We start from the raw sequence: 23830 nt of genomic DNA on the forward strand, positions 1-23830 counted from the left end.
TGAGTCTAAAGTCTTTCTTTTAGCCATACAGATAGTGTATAATAAAATGATTCTGTAAGAAGGAGGAAACCATGCATTTATCGTTCAAATCGGTACTGGCTGGCGCCCTGCTGATGTTTTCCCTGGCACCGGGCGCAGAAGCCTCACCCAAGATTCTGTACGTTCCCCTGGACAACCGGCCTGTGTGTCTGGAATATACCGTGGACACCGCCAAGGCGGCCGGCTATCCCCTGACCACCCCTCCGGAAAAGGACCTGTCCGACCATCGGGGTTCCGGGGACAATGAAGCCCTGTGGAACTGGCTGGAAAAGGAAGCCCCTCATGCAGAAGCAGCGGTACTGGCTACGGACAGCCTGAACTATGGGGGCCTGGTGGCTTCCCGAAAACACCACCATCTGGAAAAATACCTGAAGGAAAAAGTCCAGCGGCTGGAAAAGCTGAAAAAGGACAACCCGGGGCTGAAGATCTATGCCTTCAGCACCATTATGCGGACGCCCCAGCAGAGCATCGGGAAAGTGGAACCTGGGTACTACCAGGAATACGGCCCCAAGATCTTTCGTTATTCCCAGCTCCAGGACAAGGAGGACCAGGACGGATCCCTAAGCTATCCGGAGATCCAGGAACGGCAGACCCTGCTGGCCCAGATTCCCGATTCCGTCATGAAGGACTGGCGGACCCGGCGGCTGATGAATTTCCAGACCAACAAACGGCTGATCCGGCTGTGCCAGAACGGCACCTTCCATTATTTTGCCCTGGGCAAGGATGACGATGCGCCCCTGTCCCAGACCCATATGGAAGCCCGGCACCTGAAATTTGTGGGCGACGGGGTTACGGAAAACCGGTTCCAGATCCTGCCCGGGGTGGACCAGGTGGGGCTTTTGCTGGTGACCCGGGCCATCAATGAGATCCGGGGGGAAAAGCCCAGGGTCTATCCCCTGTTTGCACCCGGAGCCGGCGGCGATACCGTGCCCCTGTATTCCGATGAACGGGCGGAAGATTCTGTCCGGAACCAGATCCTGGCCAGCGGGGCAGTGGAAACCAGCCACCTGAAGAAGGCGGATCTGGTGCTGGCAGTGAACACTCCGGAAGACGGGGTCTGCCTGGATTCCACCGCCAATGACAACGCCCCCTACGCCAGCCGGGCCAACCGGGCCTTCGCTGCAGAACTGGCGGACCTGGAGACCCAGAAGCCCGTGGCTCTGGCGGATATTTCCTATGCCAACGGGGCGGACAACGGGTTCATGCTGGCCATGACCGATGCCAAAGCCCTGCTGGGGCTCACCGCCTATTCCGGCTGGAACACGGCGGACAACAGCATCGGCTATGCTCTGAGCCAGGGGATCCTGGGCAAACGGATCAAACCGGCGGAACGGGAACGGCTGCTGAAGACCCGGCTCCTGGACGACTGGATCTACCAGGCCAATGTCCGGTACCGGATCAGCCTGGGCATCGACCAGCACGATTTCAAGCTGAAGTACGATCTGGGGAAATACTACAACCGGATCCTCAGCGGTACCAACCGGCTGTTCCGCCAGTACGTGGAAGACGAACCCACCCTGAAGGGCACCCATTATACGGTGGAATTCCCCTGGAACCGGATGTTCGAGGTGGATGTGAGAGTGAAGTGAGGCCAGGCTGCAGCCTGGCTGGTCACTAGTCTCCAGTCTCTAGTCTCTAGCCACTGGAAGCCGGCTTGCCGCCGGCTTTGAACAAATTTTAACTATGTATTTACAGGAGGATTTATTTATGGCCAAGAACAGCTCTTTCGACATTGTTTCCCAGATTGACATGCAGGAACTGGACAACGCTTTGAACCAGACCCGGAAAGAAATCGAACAGCGGTATGACTTCCGGGGCTCCAACGCCACCATCGAGCTCTCTGACGGAGACCTGAAACTGGCAGCGGAAGACGAATACAAACTGGGTGCCATCCTGGACATCCTGCGTCAGCGGATGGCCAAACGGGGCCTGTCTCTCCGCAGCCTGGACCCGGGCAAAGTGGAACCTGCCGCCAAAGGCACCGTCCGGCAGACCGTAAAGCTGAAACAGGGCATCGACAAGGAAACCGCCAAAAAGGTCATCGCTGCCATCAAAGCCGCCAAGATCAAGGTGACCACCCAGCAGCAGGACGACCAGATCCGGGTGTCCGGCCCGAAAAAAGACGATCTCCAAGCCGTGATCCAGCTGGTCAAAGGACAGGATTTCGGAATCGATATGCAGTTTATCAATATGAGATAAGAAAAGGGGATGTTGCACGTTCCGTGCAACACCCCCTTAGCTGTAGAGCCGCATAGCGGCTCAAGTCTGGAGTCTGAAGTCTGGAGCCCAATGTTAAATTTGCAAGCAAATTTTTTTGAATGTGTAAAACCTTTGGACGAAATGCCCTATCAGGTTGATTTCGATTCTGGTTTTACAGAATCAAAAGGATCCGCCCAGCCAGGCGGATCCTGTCCTGAGGCTTCCGACTCCAGACTCCCGACTTCCGACTAAGGTGCTGTTGCGCATGCAACAGCACCTTTTTTATTCCTTCCCCCTCTTCCTCCTCTCCATGGGATGGATCAGCTGCCAGCGGAAGCGGACAGCGAAGAACCGGAGGGCGATCACCATGAAGGCGCCCAGCCAGGGGGCCAGGTCCTGGCTTTCGTAATGCCAGCACAGGCACATGACCAGGCTGCCGGCCAGGGAGGCGGTGGCGTACACATCGGTGTTCAGCACACTGGGCACCCGCTGGGCCATCAGATCCCGGAGCACCCCGCCTCCCACCGCTGTCAGGAGCCCCAGCATAATGGGATACACAAAGGTGTGGGGCTTGCCCTGGGACAGGCCGGTGAGGGTCCCGGTCACCGTAAAGGAAGCCAGTCCCACCGTATCCGCCGCAATATAGAAAAAAGTCACGATCTGCCGTTTCCGTCCCGCGATCCGGTAGGAGGCAAAGAGCCAGGACATGGCCAGAGCCGTAAGCACCGCCAGCAGCAGGTTTCCCGGGTTCTCCAGAGCCATGGGAGGGGTATAGCCTGCCAGCACATCCCGGATCATCCCGCCTCCCACGGCGGTAAGCACCGCCAGCACCGTGATTCCGAACACATCCATGTTCTTCACCATGCCCACAATGGCACCGGAAGCCGCAAAAGAAACAGTCCCGGCGATTTCAAACAGATTCCACAGCTGCAGCATACATCCTCCCTTTATCCCAACACTCTCAGCAGTTCTTCTCCGCTGGTCTCTCCAGCCAGTACCTTGTCCCGGCCGTCTTCCCGGAGGGAACGGAAGCCCCCTTTCCGGGCCTCCTGTTCCAGCCGTTCTTCACTCCATCCTTCCAGGATCCCCCGGCGCAGCCCGCCGTCCATCACCAGCACCTCCTGGAGAGGCAGCCGGCCGGCATAGCCCGTATGGCGGCAGTGGGGGCATCCCTGGGCCCGGTACAGGGTCCGTGGCTCTTCCAGCCCCAGATACTTCCATTCCCAGTCCCTTTCCGTTACAGTATACGCCTTTTTGCACTCCCTGCACAGTCTCCGGACCAACAGCTGTCCGGCCACGCCCTGGAGAGCAGAAGCCACCAGATAGGGCTCCACTCCCATGTCCAGGATCCGGTTCACCGCCCCTGCCGCCCGGTTGGTGTGTAGGGTACTCAGCACCCGGTGTCCGGTAAGAGCCGCCTGGATGGCCATGGCCGCCGTTTCTCCGTCCCGGATCTCCCCGATCAGGATGCAGTCCGGGTCCTGGCGGAGGATGCTCCGGAGGCACCGGGCAAAAGTCAGCCCGATTTTAGGCCGCACTGCCACCTGCCGGATCCCCGGAAGCTGATACTCCACCGGGTCCTCCACGGTGATGATGTTCTGGTGCTCCCGGTCCAGGGCCGCCAGAGCCCCATACAGGGTGGTGGATTTGCCGCTGCCTGTGGGCCCGGTGACCAGGAACAGTCCGTGGGGCTGCCGGAGACACTGGGACAGCCGCTGCCGGTTGGCATCACTGAACCCCAGCCGGGACAGATCCAGGGGCAGAGCCTCCTGGTCCAGCAGCCGAAGCACCAGGTTTTCTCCGAACAGGGTGGGCAGGGAGGACACCCGCACGTCCACCGGCCGGTCCCGCCACCGGATCTGGAACCGTCCGTCCTGGGGCAGCCGTTTTTCTCCAATGTCCAGCCCGGACAGGATTTTGAACCGGGAAAGCAGCGGATCCTGGAGGTTCCGTTCCACCTGGCAAAGGGGCTGGAGCACTCCGTCCACCCGGCAGCGGATCGTCATCCGGTCTTTTTCCGGTTCCAGATGGATGTCGCTGGCTCCCCGTTCCAGGGCCTTTTCCAGCACCTGCCGGGCCAGACGGACAGCCGGCGATGCCGTATCCTCTCTTCCTCCTTCCAGAGGATTGTTCCACCGGTTTCCACCGGAAACACTGCCATAGGGATGCCCGAACATGGCTCTTCTCCTTTCTGACTGACCGTTCACTGTCTCTTTTCCTCCGTTCATGACCCGAGGGGTAGGAAAATTTCCTGAAATTTCCTATAATGGAACCTGAATCCATTTCATGAAGGAGGTTCCCATGTTTTCCTTACCGTTTTCTTTTTCTTCGCTCCCCGCTCTGTCCTCCCGGCTGGGACTGGGCCTGATGCTGGCAGCCGCCGGCACCGGTTCCGCCCTGTATCTGTTCCCTTCTCCCTCTCTGCCGGATTTTCCGCCCCTGCCTGCTCTTGCAGAAGAAGAAACGGCGGAACCATTGAAAAAGCCGGTCCGTCCCAAGCCTCTGCCCCGGCGGGACCCCTTTCGGCCTCTGGATCATCCGGTCGGGACCCTTGCCCCCGGGAAAAAAGTTCCAGCCGTCCCGATTCCCTCCGGAATCCCGGCGGCTCCGGCTGCTTCCCAGCCGTCTCCTTCCCTCCAGGTCTGCCGTCTCTTGGGGATCCTGGAAATGAACGGCACCCGGAAAGCTCTGGCGGCCCTGCCGGAAGGACACCGTCTCCTGGGCAAAGGAGATGAACTCCCTGGCCTGGGTTCCATCACCCAGGTCCTGCCCTCTGCCCTGGAATGCGGGGCCCGTCAGATCCGGATCGGGGAGGTATGGCCATGAAAAGACTTTCTGTCATTTGTTTCTGTATTTTCTGCTTTTTTACACCGGTCAAATGGGTTCTGGCCGCTTCTCTGGAAGATCCCATTTCCCTTTCCGTGGAAAATGCCCCCACCGGTGCCGTGCTCCAGAGCATTGCCCAGCTGTCCGGCCGGAGCCTGATCCTGGACGAGCCGGCCTCCAGCACCCTGTCCCTGGAGCTCCATGAGATGCCCCTGTCCCAGGCGCTGGAAGCCGTCACCCGCAGCCAGGGGCTCTGCTGGAACCTGGAAGGAGATACCCTGTGGGTGGCCCGGCCGGAACGGATGGACGCCCTGGACGGCCGTCTGTCGGTGCATCCGCTGGAATACATCTCCGCCCGGGAAACCGCCGAATCCCTAAAGCCCCTGTTTTCCGCTCCCCTGGCCTGGTCAAAAGGAGCCAACGCCATTTTGTTCCACGGATCCCCGGGAGAGGAAAACCGGCTGAAGGAGGCCCTGAAGGCCCTGGACCGGCCCACCCGGCAAATCACCCTGGAAGCCCGGATCCTGTCCCTGGGGGAAACCGCCTCCCGGGAACTGGGGCTCCAGTGGGACTGGAGTCCTCTGCCGGCCGGCAAAGACCAGGGAGAAGAAAACATGGCCGGCCGGATCCATCTGGGCCACGGGTACGGAGCCAATTTCCAGGCCCGGCTCAGTGCCCTTTGCCAGGAAGGAAAGGCCAAGGTGCTGGCCACCCCCCGGATCATCACTCTTCCCGGCCGGGAAGCCAGTATTTTCATTGGGGACCATATCCCGGTGGTGACGGAAAAGGTCACCAACAGCACCACCACCAGCACTACGGAATATGTGGATGCGGGGATCCGGCTTTCCTACACTCCATACCTGAGCCAGGACGGACTGATCACCGCCAAAGTCCACACGGAAGTGAGCACTCCCACCCTGATCGCGGAACTGAAAAACTACCGGATCACCAGCCGTACGGCGGATACCCATGTACGGCTCCGGGAAAAGGAAACCCTGGTGATCGGCGGGCTGATCAGCGAACAGGAACAGCACCGGCTGGAGGCCATTCCCCTGCTGTCCAAACTGCCCCTTCTGGGAGAGCTTTTCAAGTTCCGGAGCCAGAGCCGGAACCGGACGGAGGTATGCATGATCCTGACCCCCTATCTCAGTGATCCCGGTGTGCTGCCTCCGGAAGGATCCCTCCCTGCCGGACCCGTTCCAGGAACTGATGGAGGATCCGGCCGGTAATGCCCCAGATGATCCGCTTCTTCCAGGGGTAGAAGAACACTTCATAGCCGCCCCGGATGTTCCAGCCGTCCTGGAAGCCATAGGCCCACTGAGATGGAAATCCCGGTTCCTGCCGGCTGGCCAGGGACAGTTTCCCCACCACCGGATGGATGGCCAACAGGTCCTTCAACGGGACGGAAAACACTTCCCCCACTTCCTGCTTGTCCAGCTGGAGAGAGACCTGGCTGGGCAGGATCCCGGCAAAGGGATAGATCATGGGACCGGAATAGCCGTAGAAATAGTCCAAAGGCCCCAGTACCTGGATTTTGTCTTCCGGGATGCCCAGTTCTTCCCGGGTCTCCCGGAGGGCAGTGGCGCAGAAGTTGGAATCCGAATCCTCCCGATGGCCTCCGGGAAAGCAGATGTCTCCCGGCTGCCAGCTCATGTTGGCGGCCCGGACCTCAAAAAGGATTTCCCACCCATGTTTGGTCCAGCGCAAAGGCAGCAGCACGGCGCTTTCCCAAAGCCGGAGGGTTTTATCCACCCGCTGCCGCTGGTCCGGCCAAAGCCCGGCCAGTTTCTGCCGCTGTTCCATTTCCTGACTCATACCCGTTTCTCCCTTCGTTTTTGTATCGAACATAACAGAATTGTACAATATTTTTAGGAAATGGTAAAGGGGCTGTTGCTTTCGCAACAGCCCCTTTCTTTTATTCCAAATGCTCCATGATCCGGTTGATCAGTTCTTTTCTTGTGGTATGACTGGTAGAACTGTAGGTCATGATCTGCTCGTCCCCCAGGCCGAAGGTCTTCTGGTACAGGGCCTTCTGGCTGGCCACGGCGCCCTTGCTCAGCTTGTCGCTTTTGGTCAGGATCACCATAATAGGCAGTCCCAGGCTCAGCAGCCACTGGTAGCAGTCGATGTCGCTTTCCATGGGTGCATGGCGGATGTCCATAAGCACACAGACCAGCTTCAGGTACTGGGAATTCTCCATGTACTTGCAGATAAAGGCGGACCACTGCTCCTTGTTCCCTTTGCTGGTCCGGGCAAATCCGTACCCCGGCAAATCTACTGCATAGTAGGTGTGCCGGTCCACTTTTTCCTCCTGCTGGCGCTTGGCCTGGAAGGAATAGAAGTTGATGGTCTGGGTCTTGCCGGGAGAGCTGCTGACCCTGGCCAGGCCCTTCCGCCGGGCCAGGGAATTCAGCAGGGAAGATTTTCCCACATTGCTCCGTCCGATGAACGCCACCTCGTCAATGGTATCCTGGGGATACTGGGTGGCCTTTACCGCCGAAGCCACATAGGAAGCACCGATGATGTCCCACTCTTTTCCTGCCATGTTATGCCTCCAGGGCCAGTTTGGTCACCTGGTCCATACTGTCCACAGGGATAAAGGTCATGTCATTCCGGACTTTTTCCGGGATTTCCTCCAGATCCTGCTGGTTCTGCCGGGGAATCAGCACCGTCTTCACACGATACCGGTGAGCTGCCAGGACCTTTTCCTTCAGGCCGCCGATGGGCAGCACATGGCCGGTGATGGTGATTTCCCCGGTCATGGCCAGGTCCGCCTTCACCTTCCGTTTGGTCAGGGCACTTTCCATGGCCGTGGCCATGGTAATCCCCGCAGAAGGACCATCTTTGGGAATGGCCCCTTCCGGCACATGGATGTGGATATCCACTTTCTCATTGAAATCCGGATCCAGCCCCAGTTCCTTGGCCCGGGAACGGATGTAGGTAAAGGCCGCCTGGGCGCTTTCCTTCATCACATCTCCCAATTGCCCGGTGAGGACCAGTTTGCCCTTGCCTTCGCAGACCACCACTTCGATCTTCAGCAGTTCGCCGCCTACACTGGTCCAGGCCAGACCGGTGCAGACCCCTACTTCGGACCGGGCCCGCATGTCGCTTTCCAGGAAAATGGCTGGTCCCAGGTAATCTTTCAGATGGGCCGGAGTCACACTGACTTTGGCCACTCCGTCTTCCACGATTTTCCGGGCTGCCTTTCGGCAGACAGTGGCAATCTTCCGTTCCAGGTTCCGGACCCCGGCTTCCCGGGTGTAGTCCCGGATGATGTGCTGGATGGAAGCAGCCCCCAGGCTCAGCTGTTTGCCGGTCAGGCCGTTGGCCTTCCGTTCCTTGGGCAGCAGGTGGAGCTGGGCGATCTTCAGCTTTTCCTCGTCGGTGTAGCTGGACAGTTCGATCACTTCCAGCCGGTCCAGGAGCGCCGGCGGGATGGTTTCCACCGTGTTGGCGGTCACGATCCAGAACACGTTGCTCATGTCATAGGGGAATTCGATGTAGTGGTCGCTGAAATGGCTGTTCTGTTCCGGATCCAGCACTTCCAACAGGGCAGAAGCCGGATCTCCCCGGAAGTCCGCCCCCATCTTGTCCACTTCATCCAGCAAGAACACCGGATTGTCGGTGCCGCAGTCGATCATCCCATTGATGAGCCGGCCGGGCATGGCCCCGATGTAGGTCCGCCGGTGGCCCCGGATTTCCGCTTCATCCCGGATGCCCCCCAGGCTGATCCGGGTGAATTTCCGGTTCACAGCCCGGGCAATGCTCTGGGCCAGACTGGTCTTCCCCACGCCGGGAGGCCCCACCAGACAGATGATGGGCCCCCGGTTGCTGTGGGTCAGGGCCCGCACTGCCAGGTAGTCCAGGATCCGTTCCTTCACCTTTTTCAGGCCGTAGTGGTCCTTGTCCAGCACCGCAGCCGCCTTCTTCAGGTCGTAGTTGTCCTGGGTCATCTTCCCCCAGGGCAGGCTCAGCACCGTGTCCAGATAGTTCCGGATCACTGCGCTTTCCGCCATCATGGGAGGCATCTTGTACAGCCGGTCCAGCTCCTTGTCCAGCTTTTCCTTCACATCGTCAGGAAGCTTCACCTGCTGCATCTTTTCCTGGTATTCCTTGACTTCGGAGCCTTTTTCGCCTCCTTCGTCCAGTTCTTTATTGATGGCCTTCAGCTGTTCCCGCAGGTAGTATTCCCGCTGGTTCTGCTCGATCTGCTTCCGGACCTGCTGGGAAATGTCCTTTTCCAGGTTGACGATTTCCAGTTCCTTGCACAGATACCCATAGAGCAGGTGCAGCCGTTCCTTCACATCCACTGCTTCCAGGAGTTTTTCCTTTTCCTCCACATCGATGGTCAGGTACCCGGCGATCATATCGGCGATTTTCCCGGGATCCGGCTGATCCTTAAAGGTGAGCAGCACTTCCGTGTTCACTTTCTTGCTGGCCAGCACCCACTGTTCGAAGGTTTCCACCAGCATCCGCTTCAGGGCTTCCACTTCGTTGGAGTGGTCATTGATGTCTTCCCGTTCCGCCACATAGGCTTCCAGGTTCATCCCTACCGCGTCCACCACGGAGATTACTTCCACCCGGGTAAGGCCTTCCACCAGGATCCGCATGGCCCCGTTGGGCAGCTTCAGCAGCTGTTTGATTTCCGCGATCACCCCGAAATTGTACAGGCTCTTGGCAGTAGGATCATTTTCTTCCGCAGACCGCTGGGTCACCAGCAGGATCCGCTTTCCCATATTCATGGCGCTTTCCACCGCCCGGATGGAACGGTCCCGTCCCACATCCAGATTGATGATCATCCCGGGGAACACCAGGATCCCCCGGAGCGGCAGCAGCGGCAGTCTCATAGTATTGGCATCCAACATCTTGTTTCACCGTCCTTGTCGAATAGAGAAAAAGGGAAAAGGGATGCCGGCACCCCTTTTCCTTTTCTCTAGGCATTCTTTCTTGTATCGTTATCTTCCTGCTTCAGCAACAGCTTGGGTTCCTTGTGCTTGGTCACCACATCCGCTGTCACGATGCATTTTTCCACATTGTCCCGGCTGGGCACCTCGTACATCACGTTCTTCATGATGCCTTCGATGATGGCCCGCAGCCCCCGGGCGCCTGCATTCCGGGCCAAAGCTTCGTGAGCGATGGCCTTCAGGGCTCCCTCGTCGAAATCCAGTTCCACATGGTCCATGGCCAGCAGATGTTCATACTGCTTGGTCAGGGCATTCTTGGGTTCCGTCAGGATCTTGATCAGGGCCTGTTCGTCCAGGTTGTCCAGGGTCACCACCACCGGCAGCCGTCCTACGAATTCGGGGATCAGGCCGTACTTCACGAAATCCTCCGGCAGTACGTGCCGGAAGGGGTTTTCGCTCTTCTTTTCCGCCTGGGTGGGGATGTCCGCCCCGAAGCCCATGCTCTTCTTCCCGGTCCGGGCGTTGATCACGTTCTCCAGGCCGGCAAAAGCGCCGCCGCAGATAAAGAGGATATTGGTGGTATCGATCTGGATCAGTTCCTGATGAGGATGCTTCCGTCCTCCCTGGGGAGGAACATTGGCCACCGTACCTTCCAGGATCTTCAGCAGAGCCTGCTGGACCCCTTCCCCGGACACATCCCGGGTAATGGAAGGATTCTCGGACTTCCGGGAAATCTTGTCGATTTCGTCGATATAGATAATGCCCCGTTCAGCCCGGGCAATATCATAGTCTGCATTCTGGATCAGCCGGAGCAGGATGTTTTCCACATCTTCCCCCACATAGCCCGCTTCTGTCAGGCTGGTGGCATCCGCAATGGCAAAGGGAACCTTGAGGATTTTGGCCAGGGTCTGGGCCAGCAGGGTCTTGCCGCTGCCCGTAGGCCCCAGCATCAGGATGTTGGACTTCTGAAGTTCCACATCCTGGTGGTGTCCCTGTTCATAGTTGATCCGTTTGTAGTGGTTGTATACCGCCACAGCCAGGGTCTTCTTGGCCTCTTCCTGACCAATTACATACTGGTCCAGGATGGCCTTGATTTCCTTGGGCTTGGGCAGATCCGTAATGGTTTCTTCCGCCGGAGCTTTCAAATCCTTCTCCAGCATCTCATTGCACAGGGCAATGCACTCATCACAGATAAACACATTGTGGCCGGCGATCAGTTTCTTTACCTGGCTCTGCTTTTTCCCGCAGAAGGAGCAGGTATAGTCCGGACCCTCCAGGCCGTTGTTCTTGTCATCGTAACCCATCTGAAACCCTCCTTACAGCCAGGGCAAGATGGACACTTACCCCTTATTTCTGGGTCTTGATCTGATGGACCACCTGGTCGATCAGACCATATTTTGCGGCTTCCTCAGCGGTCATGAAATGATCCCGTTCCGTATCCAGACGGATCTGTTCCGGGGTCTGACCGGTGTGGCTGGCCAAAATCTGGTTCATCTCTTCCCGGATCCGCAGGATTTCACGGGCATGGATCTCAATGTCCGTGGCCTGTCCCTGGGCCCCTCCCAGAGGCTGATGGATCATCACTCTGGAATGAGGCAGGGCATAGCGTTTTCCTTTGGCGCCGGCTGCCAGCAGTACGGAAGCCATGGAGGCCGCCATTCCCACACAGATGGTGGAAACATCCGGACGGATGTACTGCATGGTGTCATAGATCGCCAGCCCGGCACTGACACTGCCGCCCGGGCTGTTGATGTAGAGATGGACATCTTTGTCCGGATCTTCGGACTCCAGGAACAGCAGTTGGGCAATGATCAGGTTGGCCATGTGATCTTCGATTTCCCCGGTGACGAAGATGATCCGATCCTTCAGCAGCCGGGAATAGATGTCATAGCTCCGTTCGCCTTTACTGGTCTGTTCTACCACAATAGGCACATAGCTCATGCCGTCCACCTCCTGGGATTTTATTTTTCTTCAGCAGCTTCTGCGGCCTTGGGAGCGTTTTTGGCGCTGTCAATGACCAGACGGGCAGCTTTCCGGCGGGCAATGTTGCTCACCAGCACAGCCAGGGAACCGTTTTCTTTCACGATCTTTTCCACCTGTTTCAGGGTAGCACCGTGCATGGCACCCAGCTGTTCCATTTCGCTGCGGATTTCGTCTTCGCTGACTTTAATGCCTTCCTTCAGGGCAATGGCATCCAGGACCAGATCGGTCTTGATGTTTTCCAGAGCCACCGGTTTCTGTTCATCCCGGTAGGTCTTCACATCCTTGCCCAGGTACTGCAGGTACAGAGGCAGGCTCATTTTGTGAGCTTCCAGGTTCATGGCCAGTTCGTCCATCATCTGGTTGGCCCGCTGGGTCACCATCACATCAGGCACTTCGAATTTGGCATTTTCTACAGCCTTTTTGATCAGGTTGGCTTCGTAGTCGGACTGAGCCCGCTGAGCTTCGGCCTTTTTCAGACGATCCATGGTCTTTTCCCGGAATTCAGCCACGGTCTTGCTGTCGCTATTGGCAGCAATCAGTTCGTCGTTGACTTCGGGAACTTCCTTCACTTTCACATCCTGGACAGTGACTTTGAACACAGCCTTTTTACCGGCCAGTTCCTTGGAGAAGTAGTCTTCCGGGAAGGTTGCGTTCACATCCGTGGATTCACCCTTTTTCAGGCCAACCAGCTGATCTTCAAAGCCGGGGATGAAGCTGTTGCTGCCCACTTCCAGAGGATAGCCCTTGCCTTCGCCGCCTTCGAAAGCTTCGCCGTCAATGGTGCCGGCAAAGTCGATGATGGCCAGGTCACCTTTTTCCAGAGCCTTGCCTTCCGGAGCTTCCACCATCTTGGAGGCCCGTTTCTGCAGGTTTTCCACTTCCTTGTCCACATCAGCGTCGGTAATTTCCTTTTCGTCCTTCACTACGTCCAGATCTTTGTACTGGCCCAGTTCCGGTTCCGGACGCAGGGTGACCACCAGGGTCATTTCCATGGGCTGACCTTCTTCGAACTTGGAATCTTTGATTTCAGGATCGGAAACGGGAACCCACTGGTTTTCTTTCAGGGTTTCTCTATATTCACTGTTGGCAGCGATTTCGAAAGCTTCTTCTTTGATGGCGTCTTTGCCTACGTGCATTTCCAGCACACGACGGGGAGCTTTGCCCTTACGGAAGCCAGGGATCGTTACCTGTTTGTTGATCTTGGCAACTGCTTTTTCAAAAGCCTTGGCTACGTCTTCAACCGGCAAAGTGACTTTCAGAGTTGCTTCATTACCTTTTCTTTCTACGGAAACGCTCATTTAAAAAAATCCTCCTCACATGCTGTCAGCCATTTTTATTTGTCTCATGCTTAACAGTCTGTCGTAATTGCTTAAAAAACCGCTCATATAGCATAGCACAAAAGGTGGAAATAAGCAACCAAAAGTCAGACAGACAGGAAAAAGGCAAAAGAAAAACTCCCCCTGTGAGGAGGCAGGGAGAGTTTGGTTGTCCGGAATTATTTCCAGTAATCCAGCTCGGATTCGTCCAGACCGATATTGGATGCCTTGAATACCGGGTTTTCCACTCCGGCATCCAGCTGTTTGCCGTAATCGTCCATCACTGCAATGGCCGTGCCGTTCAGGGCCAGGATGGAAGGGATGTTGATCAGGCACATGAAGGCCATGCAGATATCAGCCACAGCCCAGGCGTTGTCCATGGACATGCCGGCGCCCACAAAGATCACCAGCACCGCCAGCAGCCGGAAGCCCTTCATGAAGCCGGCACTGGGAGTCTTTTTCCCGTTCAGGTAGGCCAGGCAGTTGTCCACATAGAACAGGTTCCCAATCAGGGTGGTAAAGGCAAAGAGCACCATGGCCACGGTGATCATAATGGGACCGAAAGCCCCGAAGTCTGTCTGGGTGGCAGCCTGTACATAGGGAGCCCCGGCCATGGCCTTGGTGGGTACCACCCCGGAGAATATGCACATGAGGGCGGTAGCCGTGCAGAGCACCGTATCGATGAACACGGACAGCATCTGCACCAGACCCTGCTGGGCCGGATGGGCCACATCAGCCGCAGCGGCGGCGTTGGGGGCGGACCCTACACCGGCTTCGTTGGAATACAGGCCCCGTTTGATGCCATACATCATGCAGGAACCGCTGATACCCCCCAGGATCTTCTGGAAGTCAAAGGCATCGGCGAACACGGCGGACAGCACGGAGGGAATCATCCCGATGTGCATCACAATGATCACCAGGGCCAGGATTACATACAGAACCCCCATAAAGGGCACCAGCACTTCCGTCACCCGCATGATCCGTTTGCCGCCGCCCATGAGACAGTAGCCCACCAGCACAGCCAGGATGGCCCCGATGACCCAGGAGGTGACCCCTTTTTCATAGAATCCGTACACGCTGAAGGTGGACTGGAGGTTGTAGGAAGCCAGGGCATTGAACCCGCCGGCATAGGTGATGATCAGGAAGAAGGCAAAGGCCCCTGCCAGCAGTTTGTTGTGGAGAGCGATTTCAATGTAGTAGGCCGGTCCGCCGTAGCTGTCCCCGTTGGCATCCCGGCGTTTGTACACCTGGGCCAGAGTACTTTCGATGAAGGCCGTGGCACCGCCGATGATGGCAATGGCCCACATCCAGAACACGGAACCGAAGCCACCCAGGCACAGGGCGGTGGAGATCCCGATGATGTTCCCGGTACCCACCCGGGAAGCGGTGGAAACCATCAGAGCCTGGAACGAAGATACGGACCCTTCCTTGCTGGGCTTCTGCATGACCACTCGGATGCATTCCCGGAACCAGCGGAACTGGATCAGTCGGGTCCGAACCGTAAAGAACAGGCCGGCTGCCAGCAGCACGATGACCAGGATGGGATAATACAGTACGTCGTCCATGGTGGTAAGTATTTGTGACATTGACATTTGTCCTCCCTTTCAGGGCTTTTTCCTGTTCCTCTGCAGAAAAAAGCGTAATATGATACTTTACATTATACACTATGGACAAGAAATTGACACGTTTCCGTAAAAATAATGTACGAAAATGGGGTGCGAAAGAATTCACACCCCATTTTTACAACATTTTCAATTCATACACATCCGGCCGCCGGTTGTCCAGGGTAAAGGTGCTCTGGCGGACTTTGGTCACGTAATCCAGGTCGATTTCGGCGGTGATGACCCCCGGCTTGTCCGACGCCCTGGCAATTACCGTGCCCCAGGGATCCACGATCAGAGAATTCCCGTAGGCGGTGAACCGGGGCTTCTTCCCCATCTGGTTGGGAGCGATTACGTAACATTCATTCTCGATGGCCCGGGCCCGGACCAGCACTTCCCAGTGGTCCTTCCCGGTGTTCACGGTGAAATTGGCAGGGACAGCGAAAATCTTCGCCCCTTCCAGGGCCATGATCCGGAACATCTCTCCGAACCGGACATCGTAGCAGATGGCCAGGCCCAGTTTCCCCCATTCCGTATCCCCCAGGGCAAGGGTCTTCCCCGGGCACACCCGGTCGCTTTCCCGGCTGGTTACCCCGTTGGGCAACACCACGTCAAAGGGATGGAGCTTGGCATATTTGGCGGCCAGGGTTCCGTCCGGGCGCACCAGGAAGGTGGTGTTGAAGGGACGGGCCGGGTCTTCCGGATTGCTTTCATAAATGCTCCCGGCTTCCAGCCAGATTCCCAGTTCCCGGGCCAGTTCCGCCATCTTCCGGAAGGTGGGACCTCCAGGGATGGTTTCTGCTTCTCCGGCCATATCCCGGCCGATGTAGTTCATGGATTCCGGCAGCACCACCAGACTGGCTCCCCTGGCGGCCGCCTCCCGGATATAGCCTTCGGCCGCAGCCAGATTGGCATTTTTATCATCCTGGGAGTCCATCTGGACAGCAGCAGCAATGAATTTGGTCATAGCAGTCTCCTTTCAGCGGGGCAACAGACCTGCACCGCCACAGTATCACTGTAAATTGGCGGGGGACCAGCCTCAAGGCTGGTGGTGGGTTCTTCCCTCTTCACTCAACATGATAATACTCCCGGTACCACTGGGCGAACTTCCCCAGCCCTTCGGCAATGGTGGTGCTGGGCCGGAATCCGAAGTCCCGTTCCAGTTCGCTTACGTCCGCATAGGTCTGGTACACGTCCCCGGGCTGCATGGGCAGGTATTCCTTCTCCGCCGTTTTTCCCAGGGCCTTTTCCAGGGTCTCGATGAAAGTCATGAGCTTTTCCGGGTGGTTGTTCCCGATGTTGTAGATCTTGTACCGGTCCCCCTCCTCATTGGCCTTGGGCGGATTGCACAGCATGTTCTGGATGCCGGTGACAATATCGTCCACATAGGTGAAGTCCCGGTACATGTCCCCCTGGTTAAAGATGGTGATGGGTTCCCCCTTCATGATCTTGTTGGTGAATTTGAAATACGCCATGTCCGGCCGGCCGAAAGGCCCGTACACCGTAAAGAACCGGAGACCGGTGGCCGGGATCCCGTACAGATGGCAGTAGGTATAGGCCATCAGTTCGTCAGATTTCTTGGTGGCCGCATAGAGGCTGATGGGATGATCCACATTATCCGTGGTGGCAAAGGGGGTCTTCTTCTGGTTCCCGTATACGGAGGAACTGGAAGCGAACAGCAGATGTTCCGGCTGGAAATGCCGGCAGGCTTCCAGAATGTTGAAGAACCCCACAATGTTGGAATCGATGTATTCCCGGGGATGGTCGATGCTGTAGCGGACCCCGGCCTGGGCCGCCAGGTTCACCACAATGTCCGGCCGGAAATCCCCAAAGATCCGGTCCACCGTTTCCTTGTCCGCCAGGTCTCCCTGGGTGAAGGAAAAGGCCGGGTACAGTTCCAGCCGGGCCAGCCGGTCCTTCTTCAGCTGCACATCGTAATAGGCGTTCATGTTGTCCATTCCGGCCACCCGGGCCCCCAGGGACAGCAGCCGTCTGGCCAGGTGATAGCCGATGAAGCCGGCGGCTCCGGTGATCAGGATTTTCTTGTTGGCGTCAAAAGGTTCCATAACTGCTCCTTAGTCCCGGTCAAACAGGTCCCGGGTATAGACTTTGTCTTTCACATCCGCCAGATCCTCTGACCAGCGGTTGGCCACGATCAGGTCACATTCCTTTTTGAACTGGTCCAGGTCCCGGCACACCGGGGACCGGAAAAAGTCCTTTTCTTTCAGGGTGGGTTCATAGACCACCACCGGGATCCCCTTGGCCTTGATCCGTTTCATCACACCCTGGATGGCGGAAGAACGGAAATTGTCCGAAGCGCTTTTCATGGTCAGCCGGTAGATTCCCACCGTTTTGGGATTCCGGGCCAGGATTTCGTCAGCAATGTGGTCCTTCCGGGTCCGGTTGGCCGCCACAATGGCGGAAATCAGGTTCTGGGGCACATCCTGGTAGTTGGCCAGGAGCTGTTTGGTATCCTTGGGCAGGCAGTAGCCCCCGTACCCAAAGGAAGGATTGTTGTAGAAGTCCCCGATCCGGGGATCCAGGCAGACCCCTTTGATGATCTGGGCCGTGGACAGCCCCCGGATTTCCGCATAGGAATCCAGTTCATTGAAGTAGGCCACCCGGAGAGCCAGATATGTGTTGGCAAACAGCTTGATGGCTTCCGCTTCCGTAGAACCCGTGAACAGCTGGGGGATGTCCTTTTTTTCCGCCCCTTCTGCCAGGAGAGCCGCAAACTGCCGGCCCCGGGGAGAACCCTCCCCCACTACGATCCGGGAGGGATGGAGATTGTCGTACAGGGCCTTCCCTTCCCGGAGGAATTCCGGAGAGAAGATGATGTTGTCCGTATGGTACTGTTTCCGGATTTCTTCCGTATAGCCCACCGGCACCGTGGATTTGATCACCATCACCGCTTCCGGGTTGATGGCCAGCACTTCTTCAATGACCTTTTCCACGGAAGAAGTATCGAAGAAGTTTTTCTGGGGATCGTAGTTGGTGGGGGTGGAGATAATGATATAGGAAGCTCCTTCGAAGGCGTCCTGGGGATCCAGGGTGGCCCGGAACCGGATATCCTTCCGTTTCAGGAAGCGGGAAATATCCGCATCCACCAGAGGGGACCGGCCTTCGTTGAGCATCTGTACTTTTTCCGGCACAATGTCCAGCGCCACCACTTCCTGGTGCTGGGCCAGCAGGAGCCCGTTGGAAAGGCCCACATAGCCGGTGCCTGCAATAGCGATTTTCATAAAAACGGCTCCTTTCCTGCAATAAGAATATTATACCATAAAAAAAAGGGGGTGCCGCACATTGCGTGCGGCACCCCGTCAACGGTCAACTGTCAACGGTCAGCAGCCATTGGAAAGGGACGGATAGTGACTCTGGAGCTCAGGCTGCGTGTCACGGGGGCAATGGGCGTTAGCCCGAGCGTATATCCGCCCTTTACAAGGGCGGGGGTATCCATGCGCAGCATGGGTGGTGGGTTAGCAGCCCATAGGGCTGCGTTTCCCTTCAGAAGGAACCCACAGCTGTGGGTTCCTTCCACCGGCCGTTGACCGCTGACAGATTTTATCTTTCCAGCACCTCCGGATGCCGGACCAGATAACCGGTGAGGTCCATCCAGGCTTCCCTTTCTTCCGTGTAAGGTTTGGGGCCTTCCTGGAGGTCTTCGGGACCATACTGGGGCCCCAGGGGCTGATAGAAGTCCTGGCTGTAGCTGCCGTAGGCGTCTTTCCGCAGCCAGTGGTAAGGCGATACCACATGATCGATGGGTTCCAGCAGAGAAGGATACAGGGAATAATAGGTGAACCCCTTGGGGGCGATCAGTTCGAAAATGGTGGGGGCAATGTTCATGTGGCTCCCGATGGTATTCCCGGCCAGGCTGTGGGGATTCAGCTCCCGGTGGTTCACCAGCAGCACCGGGCTGTGCCGTTCCCGCAGGTTGCAGTCCCGTCCCATCAGAGAAGTTTTCCCCAGCACCGGGCTCATATCGATGGAATGGTCCCCGGTAAGGATGAACAGACAGTCCGGATAGGCTTTCCGCATGGTCCGGATGAATTTCCCCAGAGCCTGGTCCGAGAACCAGAAGGTCCCCAGGTTTTTCTGGATTTCCTTGTTCCGCCGGATGTCCCGGGGCGCCTCAGGCATCACCTTTTCCGGGTCATACCCGTACTCCTTCAGGGGAATCTTGAAGGGCCCGTGGTAGCTGGTGGTGTACAGGAAATGGAACTGGTAGGGCCCGTTGGCCTCTTCCTGCTGGAGGATCAGTTCCGCCGCCTTTTCCAGGAACACATTGTCATAGACCCCCACCCAGGTCTTGGGAGCGTCTTTACCACAGAAATCCGTGGCGGTCATCACCTGGTCGAAGCCGCAGGCGGGAGCAAACTGGTTGAAGTTCCCATAGGTTACATTCCCACCGTACCAGTAAGTGGAATGGTAACCCAGTTTTTTCAGCTGCCGGGGCAGGGCCGTGGGCAGGTTGTTGCGCCAAAAGCTTTCTTTTTCGTTCAGTTCCAGCCCTGCATCGAATATCCCGCTCATCAGGCTTACAATGGAAGGCCGGGAGATGATGCCGGCGGAAAGCGCACTGGTCAGGGACGCCGTATGAGGATCCTCCATCAGCTGCCGGCCCCCTTCCACCAGGTTCAGACAGGCGAACTGGGGATCAAAGAACTGCTGGAGATAGGTTTCTCCCACAAAAAGGAAAATATGGGTGGGTTTGGTAATCCGGGCCCCTTTGGCCGTCCTTTTGAACCCATAGGCCGGGTTGGGCAGCTTGTCCGCCGGGACCTTTTCCGTAAAGAAGGGCTGGATGGCTTTCAGGTCCTGGGCATCGGTGTGCTCATAGGCCGGATTCAGTTTGTGCTTCATCACCTGTTCCAGGGCCACCAGGTCGTCCACCGTGGCCTTGGCAAAGAAAATGTCTTTTTTTACCACACTGGGGATGGTATCCCATTCCGGCTTGTCGTCATGCCAGAAAGTCCCCCCGTACCGGAACCAGTAAAAAGCCGCCACAGCCCCCAGGACGATCACCGTATTGTAGGCGTACTGGAGCACCGGGCTGAAAAAGATCAGATACTGGAAGCTGGGCAGTTGGAGCAGCTTGTGGATGCAGAAGCCGCACACCCCCAGATAGGGCAGGATGCCCAAGAGGATCCAGACCCCGTGGTCCTGATGGAAGAAAATATCCACCAGGTTGTGCTTTTCCGCTTTGGCCCCCAGCTTCATGGTCTGGTTGAAGATATCATGGAAATGCTTGTAGAACAGCATCTTCCCGGCAAAGGCCAGGTACAGCACCAGGCTGTAGGTAAGCCCTCCCGCCATCCGCAGCAGGTCCCCTTTCCGGTACCAGTCGGTAAAAAAAGCCCCTGGAATGGACAGCACCACCAGGGGAATCAGGAACACGTAGGCATTGAAATCCATCCCCCACCAGAACCCGTACCGGAAACAGTGCCAGATTACCTTCCCCTTGCCCTTCAGGCTCCGGTACGGATTGTACACGGCAATGAAAATCAGACGAAAAACAGCACACAGAATGGGAAAGAACAAAAACAGCTTTCCATCCTGCTGCAGCGATGCGTAGAATAGACTGAACAAAATTTCCCTCCTTTTGGATTACTGCCGCTGGTACCGGGTACCCCGGCCTTTGCCCACTTTCAGCACGGCCTTTTTCCCCACCAGCCGGTTCAACAGACGGATGACTTTGGTCTTTTCAAAACCGGTGGCCTGTTCGATTTCCTGCCGGCTCAGCAGGCCATTTTCCGGAAATACGGCACAGATTCTTTGCTCCTCCTGGTCCAAGGGCGGCATGGCATCCACCAGAGGCAGGATCACCTGAATAATATGATCCGTTACCTGAAAATCCGGTTTGACCCGGCTTTGGCGGTAGGCATAAAGGATCCGCTGGATGCCCGTTCCAAAGGCTTCAATATACCCCAGCCGATAGAACACATTGGCCAGTTTGGGATTCCGCAGAATGGAAATCTGATGATGGAGATATTCTTCCTGGCTGATGCCTGCCGGCAGTCCTCCCGGCGAGGTAATTTCCACCTTGTCCGGATACATGGCCACCCGTATAGCAGTGGGAATATCCCAGGTACGATGTACCAGAGCGTTGGCCATGGCTTCTCTGATGGCCTGGCCGGGAATCTTCTCCACCATCCGCCGTTCCACTCCATCGATTTTCTCCACCTGGTATTCCCGGGCAATCCGTTCCACAGCCTGGTGGAACAGCGACAATACGGAACATCCATGGATTTTGATCCGTTCCCGGATTTCGTTGATGGACCGGCCAAAGACCATCATATCCACCCCCGGAAAGGTATTCTGATCAGAAAAAAGTTCCGCCACATGGGAGAACTTGCCTCCTGCCGTATAAAATCCCAATGTTTTCAATACATCCGTATCCACCTGAGAAACCCCCAGTTGTTTTTCCATTTCCCGGGACAGAACGGAAAAGGTTAAAGAAGAATCCTTCGCCGGCAAATCTTCAAAATACCGGTGGGACCCTTCCAGGATCAACCGGTTCAAAGCCAGGCGGTCCACTTCAAGAGAAGCGGAATCACTCCTTCTATACGCTTTATTTTTGTACAGATATGGTGGATTATCTCCTTTTCTCACCGTCAAGATAATAGTCTGGTTTTCTTCATTGATTTTCAGCGTATAATCAGGCTGCGGTGAAATACTGTCATTGATTTTATTTTCTATATCCAGACATTTTTGCACGGCTTGGGGAATGCCCTTGACCGTACCATCATCCCGGACGCCAAAAATGATTTTTCCATCCTGATAATTGGCAAAAGCACTGACAGTCTTCAAAAAGGTGTTTGTAATATCTTCCTTATATTCCAATGTACTGCTTTCCCGTTCCACAAAATTCCGCCTCCTTTTCTTTTCGTTTCATTTGCGTTGCATTAATTATAGCAATAGTTGCAACGCAAATGCAACGTAAATTTTGCGTTGCATTTGCGTTTGCAACGAAAAAAAACCGCAGGAACTGTACAGCCGGCGGCCCGCAGAACACATGAACAAACGATGTATCTGCGGGCGGCCGGGCCTGCCGCCCCTACGGTTCCGATTTATACGCTTCTTTTTCTACCTGGCATCGCCTATTTTATCCAGCCAGGACTGGAGCAGCGGATCATACTGGCGGATCCGTTCCACCACCGCTTGGGCAAAAGTTTCATCATAGGTATGGGTGGTCAGATTCCGGTCATCTGCCATCTGCAGGGCTTCCTGGGTCTGCCCCTCATCCAGCAGCCCCAGTTCCCGACAGCAGCGGATGACCTTTTTAGGAGACGCCGCATCAATCCCTTCTTCCACATAAAGGTATTCTTTGGCGCATTTCCAAAGAGTTCAAAAGAAAATTCGAACCGCTGGATCAGGGCATCCCGTTCCACCTCGGACAGATCCGGTTTTACGGCCAGTTCGTGGAGTTTGGTGAGGATTTTTTTGGCTGTCTCCATCCGTATCTGTAAGAGATTTTTAGATGCCATCTTCTACTCCCCTTTTACCAACATTCAACAAATTATTTTTTCTTGATTTTAGTAGAAATATATTGGATAAACCAGTACACACTATCAAAATATTTTCCCTGTCTCCATCGGGCACGGGACATATAATGCATTTCCCGGTAATTTCGGGGTTGCTGCAGCGATTCATCTTTCCAGGGAGACATCTTATAATATTTTATAAAATATCTTTTCAGGGGAAAATCCAACCAGCAATACCACGGCTTCGTCCCTGCATAATGAAGAAATACCGCGTTATCTGGGACTTCAGTTTCCTCGGCAGAAAGTGGAATAAAATTATATTCCCTTCCTACCATCAGTTTCTTCTTTTCCAACACTATATTCAATGCATCCTGATCTAAATAATTCAATCTCTCTTTATACTCAAAACATACATCAAGAAATTTCTCGGAGATTTTTTCCTGCCGCCATTGAACCATGTTCATAAAAATCATTCCAGCATTAAAATACTGCTGCAGCTGAAACTTTTTTTCCTGCTTTCTGGCTGTTGCTGGTACATCTTCTACCACCATTACCGTTTTCCCAGAAAAATCTCTATGAATCAGATTCTGAATTGACTGAAGGCAAACGATATCTCCATCCAAATAGAGAATTTTCTCCACTGCAGGATCCAAAATCTGCCCCAAAAACACCCGGATATAGGTTGCTTTGCCAAGGGCAAACATAGGCAGACCATCAATAATGCTCAAATCTGTAAAATGAACTTGTACTCCACAATTTGGATATCTAGATGCTATGGTTTTCAGTTGGTTAATACTCTTCTCGCTGATATTTTCCGTCAGGATATGAAAAACAATCGGCAGTTCCTTATTGTTTTCCAAAACAGAAATCATGGAAACGCCCATAGGCATCACAAAATTCTCATCTGTTCCGTACCCAATATGCACTGATTCTTTTCCTGCCAGTACATCCGGACTGCCAAATTCAATTTTTTGGGTTTCTATTGTTGCCGTAATTTCCATATTTCTCCCGCAGTACTAAACTGCTTCTCCTTCTTATTTCATTTTTTATTGATTGTCGGAACCTACGCCAGGATCATCAGCCAGGGACTTTGTCCCATGGCAGGTTTTTCCTTGCTCCAATGGAAGAAAATACTGATCTGAAGCAATGTCTTTTGTTTCCTCTCTTCCATGCAGATTCTGAATTCCCATCAAGTCGATCAGTACATCATACAGTAAATCATTGGTCCAATAATCCTCTTTATGCTTTACCAGATTCTGGAATGTTGCAGGATTCCTTTGGCAATAGTTCTGGGACAGAAAAACGACAAAAGGAATCCGTGCCATAGACCAAGTGAATTTTGTCACTTCATGGCTGTGCTGCATATCTTCTCCATGAAGTCAAGTCCATATTTGTGTGTAAATTTCCTTTAGGTATTCAAAACACTATGCTGCCGCCATATTTTGCTGCCGGATAGCGGCTCTTCTCAGTTCAGACGG

The 23830-nt window shown here is 55.4% G+C and carries 21 protein-coding genes; 4 read left to right on the forward strand and 17 right to left on the reverse strand.

Annotation, left to right across the window (positions count from 1 at the left end):
• Positions 1 to 71 precede the first annotated feature (71 nt).
• Both ACZOF8_RS09510 and ACZOF8_RS09515 read left to right on the forward strand, forming a co-directional pair.
• Positions 72 to 1628: a DUF4127 family protein gene (locus tag ACZOF8_RS09510; protein WP_022488123.1), complete on the forward strand. Its 1557-nt coding sequence runs from the start codon at positions 72 to 74 to the stop codon at positions 1626 to 1628.
• A gap of 118 nt (positions 1629 to 1746) precedes the next feature.
• On the forward strand, positions 1747 to 2238 hold the full coding sequence (locus ACZOF8_RS09515; RefSeq protein ID WP_022488124.1) for a YajQ family cyclic di-GMP-binding protein: 492 nt from the start codon (positions 1747 to 1749) through the stop codon (positions 2236 to 2238).
• 282 nt (positions 2239 to 2520) lie between these two features.
• On the opposite strand, the gene ACZOF8_RS09520 is transcribed toward ACZOF8_RS09515, so the two are convergent.
• Entirely contained in the window at positions 2521 to 3174 is a 654-nt protein-coding gene (locus ACZOF8_RS09520) for a trimeric intracellular cation channel family protein (protein ID WP_022488125.1), read from the reverse strand.
• A gap of 11 nt (positions 3175 to 3185) precedes the next feature.
• Positions 3186 to 4415, reverse strand: a complete 1230-nt coding sequence (locus ACZOF8_RS09525) for a GspE/PulE family protein (RefSeq protein WP_288311499.1) — start codon at positions 4413 to 4415, stop codon at positions 3186 to 3188.
• A 124-nt stretch (positions 4416 to 4539) separates the two neighbouring features.
• Here ACZOF8_RS09525 and ACZOF8_RS09530 point away from each other — a divergent pair, with 124 nt between their 5' ends.
• Positions 4540 to 5064: a hypothetical protein gene (locus ACZOF8_RS09530; RefSeq protein ID WP_487426842.1), complete on the forward strand. Its 525-nt coding sequence runs from the start codon at positions 4540 to 4542 to the stop codon at positions 5062 to 5064.
• Entirely contained in the window at positions 5061 to 6293 is a 1233-nt protein-coding gene (locus tag ACZOF8_RS09535) for a type II secretion system protein GspD (protein WP_022488128.1), read from the forward strand. Before ACZOF8_RS09530 ends, ACZOF8_RS09535 begins: the two co-directional genes overlap by 4 nt.
• On the opposite strand, the gene ACZOF8_RS09540 is transcribed toward ACZOF8_RS09535, so the two are convergent.
• The 15 genes from ACZOF8_RS09540 to ACZOF8_RS09610 all read right to left on the reverse strand — a co-directional run bounded on the left by ACZOF8_RS09540 (position 6211) and on the right by ACZOF8_RS09610 (position 23716).
• Positions 6211 to 6879 carry an NUDIX hydrolase gene (locus ACZOF8_RS09540; protein ID WP_154487766.1) on the reverse strand — a complete coding sequence of 223 codons (669 nt, stop codon included), beginning with the start codon at positions 6877 to 6879 and terminating at the stop codon, positions 6211 to 6213. The two genes, ACZOF8_RS09535 and ACZOF8_RS09540, sit on opposite strands and share 83 nt — an antisense overlap.
• 100 nt (positions 6880 to 6979) lie before the next feature.
• Positions 6980 to 7609: a ribosome biogenesis GTP-binding protein YihA/YsxC gene (yihA, locus tag ACZOF8_RS09545; protein ID WP_022488130.1), complete on the reverse strand. Its 630-nt coding sequence runs from the start codon at positions 7607 to 7609 to the stop codon at positions 6980 to 6982.
• Between the two features lies 1 nt (position 7610).
• A complete protein-coding gene (gene lon / locus ACZOF8_RS09550; protein WP_154487765.1) occupies positions 7611 to 9929 on the reverse strand; it encodes an endopeptidase La in 2319 nt (772 codons plus the stop codon).
• A 68-nt stretch (positions 9930 to 9997) separates the two neighbouring features.
• On the reverse strand, positions 9998 to 11272 hold the full coding sequence (gene clpX / locus ACZOF8_RS09555; RefSeq protein WP_487426843.1) for an ATP-dependent Clp protease ATP-binding subunit ClpX: 1275 nt from the start codon (positions 11270 to 11272) through the stop codon (positions 9998 to 10000).
• Positions 11273 to 11315: 43 nt separating this feature from the next.
• Positions 11316 to 11909: an ATP-dependent Clp endopeptidase proteolytic subunit ClpP gene (clpP, locus tag ACZOF8_RS09560; RefSeq protein WP_022488133.1), complete on the reverse strand. Its 594-nt coding sequence runs from the start codon at positions 11907 to 11909 to the stop codon at positions 11316 to 11318.
• A gap of 20 nt (positions 11910 to 11929) precedes the next feature.
• A complete protein-coding gene (tig, locus tag ACZOF8_RS09565; protein WP_154487764.1) occupies positions 11930 to 13249 on the reverse strand; it encodes a trigger factor in 1320 nt (439 codons plus the stop codon).
• Positions 13250 to 13446: 197 nt separating this feature from the next.
• Complete coding sequence (locus ACZOF8_RS09570; protein ID WP_022488135.1) at positions 13447 to 14853, reverse strand: alanine/glycine:cation symporter family protein; 1407 nt, start codon at positions 14851 to 14853, stop codon at positions 13447 to 13449.
• Positions 14854 to 15007: 154 nt separating this feature from the next.
• Entirely contained in the window at positions 15008 to 15835 is an 828-nt protein-coding gene (locus ACZOF8_RS09575) for a carbon-nitrogen hydrolase family protein (RefSeq protein ID WP_022488136.1), read from the reverse strand.
• A gap of 100 nt (positions 15836 to 15935) precedes the next feature.
• Positions 15936 to 16934, reverse strand: coding sequence for an NAD-dependent epimerase (locus tag ACZOF8_RS09580; RefSeq protein ID WP_288311645.1), 999 nt, complete (start codon positions 16932 to 16934; stop codon positions 15936 to 15938).
• A gap of 9 nt (positions 16935 to 16943) precedes the next feature.
• A complete protein-coding gene (locus ACZOF8_RS09585) occupies positions 16944 to 18110 on the reverse strand; it encodes a nucleotide sugar dehydrogenase (RefSeq protein ID WP_308664370.1) in 1167 nt (388 codons plus the stop codon).
• A gap of 319 nt (positions 18111 to 18429) precedes the next feature.
• Positions 18430 to 20457 (reverse strand): LTA synthase family protein, encoded by a 2028-nt coding sequence (locus tag ACZOF8_RS09590; protein WP_308664371.1) that lies wholly within the window; start codon positions 20455 to 20457, stop codon positions 18430 to 18432.
• An 18-nt stretch (positions 20458 to 20475) separates the two neighbouring features.
• The gene (locus ACZOF8_RS09595) at positions 20476 to 21732 is read right to left on the reverse strand and encodes an ATP-binding protein (RefSeq protein ID WP_487426844.1); all 1257 of its coding nucleotides are present in this window, start codon (positions 21730 to 21732) and stop codon (positions 20476 to 20478) included.
• A 222-nt stretch (positions 21733 to 21954) separates the two neighbouring features.
• On the reverse strand, positions 21955 to 22182 hold the full coding sequence (locus ACZOF8_RS09600) for a nucleotidyltransferase substrate binding protein (protein ID WP_374047542.1): 228 nt from the start codon (positions 22180 to 22182) through the stop codon (positions 21955 to 21957).
• Between the two features lie 205 nt (positions 22183 to 22387).
• Complete coding sequence (locus ACZOF8_RS09605; protein ID WP_154487761.1) at positions 22388 to 23353, reverse strand: glycosyltransferase family 8 protein; 966 nt, start codon at positions 23351 to 23353, stop codon at positions 22388 to 22390.
• A 45-nt stretch (positions 23354 to 23398) separates the two neighbouring features.
• Positions 23399 to 23716 (reverse strand): hypothetical protein, encoded by a 318-nt coding sequence (locus ACZOF8_RS09610; protein ID WP_487426845.1) that lies wholly within the window; start codon positions 23714 to 23716, stop codon positions 23399 to 23401.
• Positions 23717 to 23830: the final 114 nt, after the last annotated feature.

It is taken from the genome of Acidaminococcus sp. (assembly GCF_057597765.1).